The 7,035-nt window shown below is 70.3% G+C and carries 8 protein-coding genes; 4 read left to right on the top strand and 4 right to left on the bottom strand.

Annotated elements, in window-relative coordinates; translation table 11 throughout:
• The first annotated feature begins 176 nt into the window (after positions 1-176).
• Positions 177-638: a hypothetical protein gene (locus ABZV38_RS31705; RefSeq protein WP_356331884.1), complete on the top strand. Its 462-nt coding sequence runs from the start codon at positions 177-179 to the stop codon at positions 636-638.
• A 39-nt stretch (positions 639-677) separates the two neighbouring features.
• Here ABZV38_RS31705 and msrB read toward each other — a convergent pair whose 3' ends face one another.
• The 4 genes from msrB to ABZV38_RS31685 all read right to left on the bottom strand — a co-directional run bounded on the left by msrB (position 678) and on the right by ABZV38_RS31685 (position 3,895).
• Positions 678-1,085 carry a peptide-methionine (R)-S-oxide reductase MsrB gene (gene msrB / locus ABZV38_RS31700; protein WP_356331883.1) on the bottom strand — a complete coding sequence of 136 codons (408 nt, stop codon included), beginning with the start codon at positions 1,083-1,085 and terminating at the stop codon, positions 678-680.
• A 10-nt stretch (positions 1,086-1,095) separates the two neighbouring features.
• The gene (murC, locus tag ABZV38_RS31695; protein ID WP_356331882.1) at positions 1,096-2,490 is read right to left on the bottom strand and encodes a UDP-N-acetylmuramate--L-alanine ligase; all 1,395 of its coding nucleotides are present in this window, start codon (positions 2,488-2,490) and stop codon (positions 1,096-1,098) included.
• Positions 2,491-2,529: 39 nt separating this feature from the next.
• The gene (locus ABZV38_RS31690; RefSeq protein ID WP_356331881.1) at positions 2,530-2,982 is read right to left on the bottom strand and encodes an indole-3-glycerol phosphate synthase; all 453 of its coding nucleotides are present in this window, start codon (positions 2,980-2,982) and stop codon (positions 2,530-2,532) included.
• Positions 2,983-3,130: 148 nt separating this feature from the next.
• Positions 3,131-3,895, bottom strand: a complete 765-nt coding sequence (locus ABZV38_RS31685; RefSeq protein ID WP_356331880.1) for a pyrimidine reductase family protein — start codon at positions 3,893-3,895, stop codon at positions 3,131-3,133.
• A 36-nt stretch (positions 3,896-3,931) separates the two neighbouring features.
• On the opposite strand from ABZV38_RS31685, the gene zapE reads away from it, so the two are divergent.
• The 3 genes from zapE (at position 3,932) to ABZV38_RS31670 (ending at position 6,991) form a co-directional block, all read left to right on the top strand.
• The gene (zapE, locus tag ABZV38_RS31680) at positions 3,932-5,020 is read left to right on the top strand and encodes a cell division protein ZapE (RefSeq protein ID WP_356331879.1); all 1,089 of its coding nucleotides are present in this window, start codon (positions 3,932-3,934) and stop codon (positions 5,018-5,020) included.
• Positions 5,021-5,059: 39 nt separating this feature from the next.
• A complete protein-coding gene (locus ABZV38_RS31675) occupies positions 5,060-5,485 on the top strand; it encodes an OsmC family protein (RefSeq protein ID WP_356331878.1) in 426 nt (141 codons plus the stop codon).
• 126 nt (positions 5,486-5,611) lie between these two features.
• Positions 5,612-6,991, top strand: a complete 1,380-nt coding sequence (locus ABZV38_RS31670) for an alkaline phosphatase PhoX (RefSeq protein ID WP_356331877.1) — start codon at positions 5,612-5,614, stop codon at positions 6,989-6,991.
• The last annotated feature ends 44 nt before the right edge of the window (positions 6,992-7,035 follow it).

Genomic DNA, 7,035 nt, shown 5'->3' with positions numbered 1-7,035 from the left:
CGATCCGCGACGAGCCCCAACGAGCACTCCCCATCCTGGGCATCACCAACGATCCGGACACCTACGGAACTTGATCAAGCCCTGGGTGTGCGGGGCCCGGCGGTGCGGGCGGCAGGTACCGTAGGAGAACGACTTCGTGGGCCTCCTGGCGGGCTGCGTATACCCAGGAGGAACTCATGACGACGAACCGCGGACGCAAGGACGTCATCCGCGACCGGATGGCCGCCACCGGCGAGTCGTACAACGTCGCCGCCCGCAATCTGAAGGCGATGAAGGACATGGGCGCCACCCGTGACGCCGTCCTCACCCAGCGCTGGCGCCCGGCGGACTCCCTCGATGTGCCGTGCCCGTGCGGCGGGACGTGCGAGCCGGGCGAGACGTGCGGGCGCTGCCATGCCCGGCACCGGCACGTGGCGCGCTACCCCGGCAGCGTCACCGAGGTGGAGACGTGGGCGGACCGGTACGACTGCATGGGCTGCTCGTCCTCGTACACGCTGACCGTGGTCCTGCGCGGCCGCTCCTGGGGCGTCGCCGCGACGGTGGTGCAGGGCGGAGCCGCGGAGCCGGTGGTCAGGGCCCGGGTGTTCCCCGGCGTCACCCACCCGCTGCTGCGCCCCGAGACGCCCGAGGACGACTGACCGGCGGCGGAGGGCCTGCCCCCGCAGCCGGGCGTCGTGTCAGCTCTCGTCCGGCGCCAGGCGCAGCGAGATCGAGTTGATGCAGTACCGCTGGTCCGTCGGCGTCGGGTAGCCCTCGCCCTCGAACACATGCCCCAGGTGGGAGCCGCAGCGTGCGCACCGCACCTCGGTGCGGGCCATGCCGAGGCTGCGGTCCTGGATCAGTTCGACCGCGTCCGTGTCCTTCGGGTCGTAGAAGGACGGCCAGCCGCAGTGCGACTCGAACTTCGTGTCCGAGCGGAACAGCTCGGCGCCGCAGGCCCGGCAGGAGTAGACGCCGGCCGTCTTGGTGTCGGTGTACTCACCGACGAAGGCCGGTTCGGTGCCGGCCTGGCGCAGGACCGCGTACTCGGCGGGTGTCAGCTCCGCCCGCCATTCCTCGTCCGGCTTCTCGATGTCGTACGACACAGTGGCTCCCTCAGCTCGACAGGTGGTCCAGGATCTGCGGGCCGAGGTCCGTGACGTCGCCCGCCCCCATGGTGAGGACGAGGTCGCCGGGCTTCGCCATTCCCGCGACGACCTCGGGGACCACCGCTTGGTCGTGGACGGCGGTGACGTCGGCGCCGGCCGCCTTTGCCGCGTCGATGATCAGGGTGCTGGTGACGCCCGGGATCGGGTCCTCGCGGGCCGGGTAGATGTCCAGGACCACGGAGGCGTCGGCGAGGGCGAGGGCCTGGCCCATCTCCGTACCGAGCTCCTGGGTGCGGGAGAAGAGGTGCGGCTGGAAGACGACCAGGAGGCGCGATTCGGAAGCGGCGCCGCGCATCGCTTCGAGGTCGGCGGTCATCTCCGTCGGGTGGTGCGCGTACGAGTCGATGACCTGGACGCCCGCCGCTTCGCCCTTGAGCTGGAGGCGGCGCTTGACCCCGGTGTACTTGCCGAGCGCGGAGGCCAGGTTGTGCGCCGGGATGCCCAGTGCGACACCGGCGGCAAGGGCGGCGACCGCGTTGTGGGCGTAGTGGCTGCCCGGTACGGAGACCGTGAACGTGAGGAACTTGCCGTTCAGGATGACCGTGACTTCGCTGGTCAGACCGCGCGGGGTGATCTTGTGGACGCGTACGTCGGCGGTCTCGGACTCGCCGTACGTGACGATGTTGAGGGAGGAGAGGTCACGTACGCGCCTCGTCAGCTCGACCGCGCCGGACTGGTCGGCGGAGACGACCAGGGTGCCGCCGGGGACGATCTTCCCGGCGAACGTCTCGAAGGAGTCGTAGATCTCGTCCATCGAAGCGTAATTCGCATGGTGGTCCAGCTCGACATTGAGGACGATCGCGACCTCGGGGTCGTACTTCTGGAAGCTGCGGTCGCTCTCGTCGGCCTCGGCGACGAAGATGTCGCCCTCGCCGTGCGTCGCGTTCGTGCCGGGGCCCGCGAGGTCGCCGCCGATGGCATACGAAGGGTCGAGGCCCAGCTCGGAGAGGGCGACGGCCAGCATCGACGTGGTGGTCGTCTTGCCGTGGGTGCCGGCGACGGCGATGGCACGCAGGCCCTGCATCAACGAGGCGAGCGCGTCCGAACGGTGCACGACGGGGATCGACAGCTCGGCGGCGCGCAGCAGCTCCGGGTTGTCGGCGCGGATGGCGCTGGAGACGACGACGCAGGACGCGTCGTCCGCCAGATGACCGGCGGCGTGCCCGATGTGGACCGTCGCGCCCAGTGCCCGCAGGGCCTCGGCCGTACCGGACTCCTTGGCGTCGCTGCCCGCGACCTTCGCGCCGCGCCGGGCGAGAATCTTCGCGACGCCTGACATTCCGGCGCCGCCGATGCCGATGAAGTGCGGTCGTTCCATGGCGGCAGGAATACCGGGTGCCATGCGCATATCTCCCAAAAGTTGTGGTGCGACGCCCCCAGCCTATTCGCTGTGCGCGAAGAGTTTGAGCACAGGTACGCCGACCTTGTGCCGGGCCCTGGACGCCCAGTCGCGGTGGAAGAACTCCTCCACGTAGTGCGGCGCGGTCAGGACGATGACCTCGTCGGCCCCTGCCTCGTCGACCACGGACTTCAGCTTGTCCAGCGGGTGGTCCTCGACCACCTGTCCGACCGCGTCGGAGCCTGCCTTGCGCAGCGCGGCGAGCGAGACCTCGAGCGCCAGCTCGGCCGACTGCCTGGCGTCCTTGCCCTCGGGCTCCCCGAGCTCGCGGGCCGCTTCCTTCAGCTCGCCGATCGCCACGTCGTCGATGGCGCGCAGCAGTACGTCGGCCTGGTCACCGCGCGGCTGCATCAGTACGACGAACGAGGTCCCCTCGTCCCCGTGGAGGGTCGTGACGAACTCGACGTCCTCGGAAGTGAGGGGCTTCTCGATCATCAAAACGCTGGTGAACACCACAGGCGCCCTTCTGCTTCGTCGGCCGTCGCAGGCCGCTGCTGAAACCGTCATTCCCGTGCCCGCACGGGGTCTGCGAGAGCTATTGTGCCCACCGGAAGCTAACCGGAACGAAATATTCCGCTGATTGTCAGATCCGACGGTACCGAGTGAAGAGGAACCCGGCCTCTTCCAGCAGCGACGCCAGGGTGAATCGTTCCGGCACCGCCACCGACGGGCCACCGGCGATCCGCTGGGCGTCTCCGGCGGTCAGCATCGGCGAGAGGGTCAGACACAGCTCGTCCAGCACCCCGGCGGCGACGAACTGACCGAGCAGCCGGGGTCCGCCCTCCGCCAGCTGCCGCTTGAACCCGCGGTCCGCGAGTTCCCGTACGGCCCTGGCGGGATCCACCCGGGAGCCCTCCCCCGCGATCACCACCTCGGCGCCCGCCCTCCGGGCCGCTTCGATCCGGTCCACCGGCGCGCCGGCGCCGGTGAGAACGAGGGTCGGGACGAGCGGCGAGACGAAGAGCGGAAGAGAGAAGTCCAGATCCAGGCTGCTGCTGACGACGGCGACCGCCGGTGCGGGCCCCTGCCCGGCAGCCGCCCGCCGCGCGGCGAAGGCCTCCCGGGCCCGGGCGGGCCGGTAACCCTCCATGCGTACCGTCTCCGCACCCGCCACGACGACATCGGCCAGGCCGCGCAACGTACCGAAGATCCGCATGTCCGTCTCGCAGGAGATCGGCTGCGAGCGGCCGTCGTGCTGGGCGGCGCCGTCGAGCGTGGAAACCATGTTGGCGCGCAGCCACGGGCCATCCCCTGCGGGGTACGCATAGGCGTCGGCGAGCTCGTCCAGGCTCCACTCCCCTTCTTCGGCAGCCGGTGTCTGGTCGGTCACAGGGAACAGGCGTCGCATTCGTGCAGTGTCGCACGGCGCTTAAGCTTGACAGTTGTGTCGTCCTCCACCGCCGTGCCTGGGCAGAGCCCCATAGCCGAAACGGCCCCGCTGTCCCTGTGCGCCCTTGAGCCGCATGTCCCTGCCGACCGTCTGGTCGCCGAGATGGTGCCGCCGCCACGCTTCGACTCGGTGCGCTTCGACACCTACGTCCCCGACCCCGGCCAGCCGAGCCAGGTGGACGCGGTCAAGGTCCTCGGCGGGTTCGCGACCGGACTCGGCGGTGCGCACGCGACGGGTGCGGGCAAGCGCAAGTGGTTCAGAAAGCCGGCGCCGGTGGCCGGGCCGCTCGGCGTGTATCTCGACGGCGGTTACGGCGTCGGCAAGACGCATCTGCTGGCCTCGCTCTGGCACGCCACGCCCGCCGCCCCGTCGCTCAAAGCGTTCGGCACCTTCGTGGAGCTGACAAATCTGGTGGGCGCCCTGGGCTTCCAGCAGACCGTGCAGACACTCAGCGGGCACCGGCTGCTCTGCATCGACGAGTTCGAACTCGACGACCCGGGCGACACCGTCCTGGTGTCGTCGCTGCTCAGCAGGCTGGTCGAGGCGGGAGTCGCGCTGGCCGCCACCTCCAACACGCTGCCGGGCAAGCTCGGCGAGGGGCGCTTCGCCGCCGCCGACTTCCTGCGGGAGATCCAGGGCCTGTCCTCCCACTTCCGCCCCCTGCGGATCGACGGCGAGGACTACCGGCACCGCGGACTGCCCGAGGCCCCCGCCCCGTACTCCGACGAGCAGGTCACCAGGGCGGCGTACGCCACCGGGGGTGCGAGCCTGGACGACTTCCCGTCGCTGCTCGCCCATCTGGCCCGTGTCCATCCCAGCCGCTACGGCGCGCTGACGGACGGCATCCGGGCGGCCTGCCTCACCGACGTGCAGCCGGTGCCGGACCAGTCGACGGCGCTGCGGCTCGTGGTGCTCGCCGACCGGCTGTACGACCGGGAGATACCGGTGCTCGCCTCCGGGCTCCCGTTCGACCGGCTGTTCAGCGACGAGATGCTGAACGGGGGGTACCGGAAGAAGTACTTCCGGGCGATCTCCCGGCTGACGGCGCTGGCGCGCGACGCAAAGGGACTGGTGGCGCAGTAGGTTCGGATGCGGTAACTCCACCATCCGAAGGGAACCAGCATGGCAACCACGCGTCAGGCACACACGGTCTGGGAAGGCAACCTGATCGAGGGCAAGGGCGTTGTCACCTTCGACTCCTCCGGCATCGGGGACTACGAGGTGTCGTGGCCGTCCCGCGCGGAGAAGGCGAACGGCAAGACCAGCCCGGAGGAGCTCATCGCGGCGGCGCACTCCAGCTGCTTCTCGATGGCGCTTTCCAACGGTCTGACCACGGCCGGCAATGCGCCGACCCGGCTGAACACCCAGGCCGAGGTCACCTTCCAGCCCGGCACCGGCATCACCGGCATCCACCTCACCGTGCAGGGCGAGGTGCCCGGTCTCGACGAGGCGGGCTTCATCAAGGCAGCCGAGGACGCCAAGGCGAACTGCCCGGTCAGCCAGGCGCTCACGGGCACGACGATCACGCTGACCGCTTCGCTCGTCTGATCCCACGGGCCACGGCAGGCCCCCCCGTCGCCGGCCCTCTCGGTGGCCCGCATGGTTCCCGCGCGGCGATACGCGTGGTACACACATGCGGGTCACTTCTCCTGTCCGCCAGCAGGGAGTTGCCTCATGTCATCTGCACCAGCACGACGACTCGCAACACGACGACAGGTCCTGGCCGGCAGCGGTGCGACCGCTGTCTCGATCGCCTTCGCCGGGGCTTTCTCCGAACTCTTCGCGGGCACCGCCGCCGCCCGTGGCCACAGCGGCTACGGACCGCTGGTCCCCGACCCGGACGGCCTGCTCGATCTGCCGAAGGGGTTCCGCTACCGGGTGCTGTCCCGGGAGGGCGACCGACTGCGCTCCGGCGAGGGTTTGGTCCCCAGCAACCACGACGGCATGGCCGCCTTCGCCGGCCACCGGGGCCGCGTCCACCTCGTCCGCAACCACGAGAACCGGGTCACCGCGAAGATCGCGGTCCCGGCCGTCGAGGGCCTCACCTACGACCCGATGGGCAAGGGCGGCTGCACAGCACTCGAGCTCGACAGCCGCGGCGCCGTCCTCGGCGAACGCGTGGCCATCGCCGGCACCGCGGTGAACTGCGCGGGCGGCCGCACCCCTTGGAACACCTGGCTGACCTGCGAGGAGACCGACGACCGGGCCGGTACCAACGGCTACACCAAGGACCACGGCTTCATCTTCGAGGTGGATGGCGCCGACCCGCACCGCACCGGAGCCGTGCCGCTCACCGCGATGGGCCGGTTCCAGCACGAGGCCATCGCGATCGACCCGAACAACGGAATCGTCTACGAGACGGAGGACGCGTTCGAGAAGCCGTTCGGACTGTTCTACCGCTTTCTCCCGGAGAAACCGCTGGGCGGCACGGGCTCCTTGCGGGCCGGCGGCGAACTGCAGGCCATGCGGGTGCCCGGCGTCCCCGACCTCTCCGTCATCCAGGAGACCGGTGCGAGCTTCGACCGGATCGAGTGGGTGCCCGTACCGGATCCGCAGGCCGCGGGGACGCCCATCCGGCTGCAGGACTTCGGGCCGAAGGGCATCACGCACGCCCAGAAGCTGGAAGGCTGCTACTGGGGCGGCTCGTCGGTCTACTTCGTCTCCAGCTTCGCGCAGAGCGCGGCGGGCTCGGCGGCCGACCACTTCGGCCAGGTGTGGCGGTACGAGCCGAAGCGCCGCCGCCTCACCCTGGTGGTCGTCTTCGGCCCGGGTACGGACGTCCAGCTGCCCGGCGAGTCCCCCGACAACATCTGCCTGGCGTCCGACGGCGGGCTGATGGTGTGCGAGGACGGCAACGGCGCCCAGCATGTGTTCGGTGTGACGCGCGGCGGCGAGGTGTACGCGACGGCGCGCGGTCGGCAGAACATCGGTACGCCGGAAGAGCCGGAGTGGGGCGAGTTCGCCGGGGTCACCATCGCGCCGGACGGCGGAACGATGTTCGTGAACTGCTACACCCCGGGGACGACGTTCGCCGTGACGGGCCCTTGGCGCTGATGCGCTGAGCACTACGGGGGCAGCGGGCAGCGCGGTCCGCCGCC

Origin of the sequence: Streptomyces sp. NPDC005181, assembly GCF_040608395.1 — a bacterium.
Classification (GTDB): Bacteria; Actinomycetota; Actinomycetes; order Streptomycetales; family Streptomycetaceae; genus Streptomyces.
Note: the sequence above shows the minus strand (reverse complement) of the source record. Positions and strands in the feature narration are given on the sequence as shown.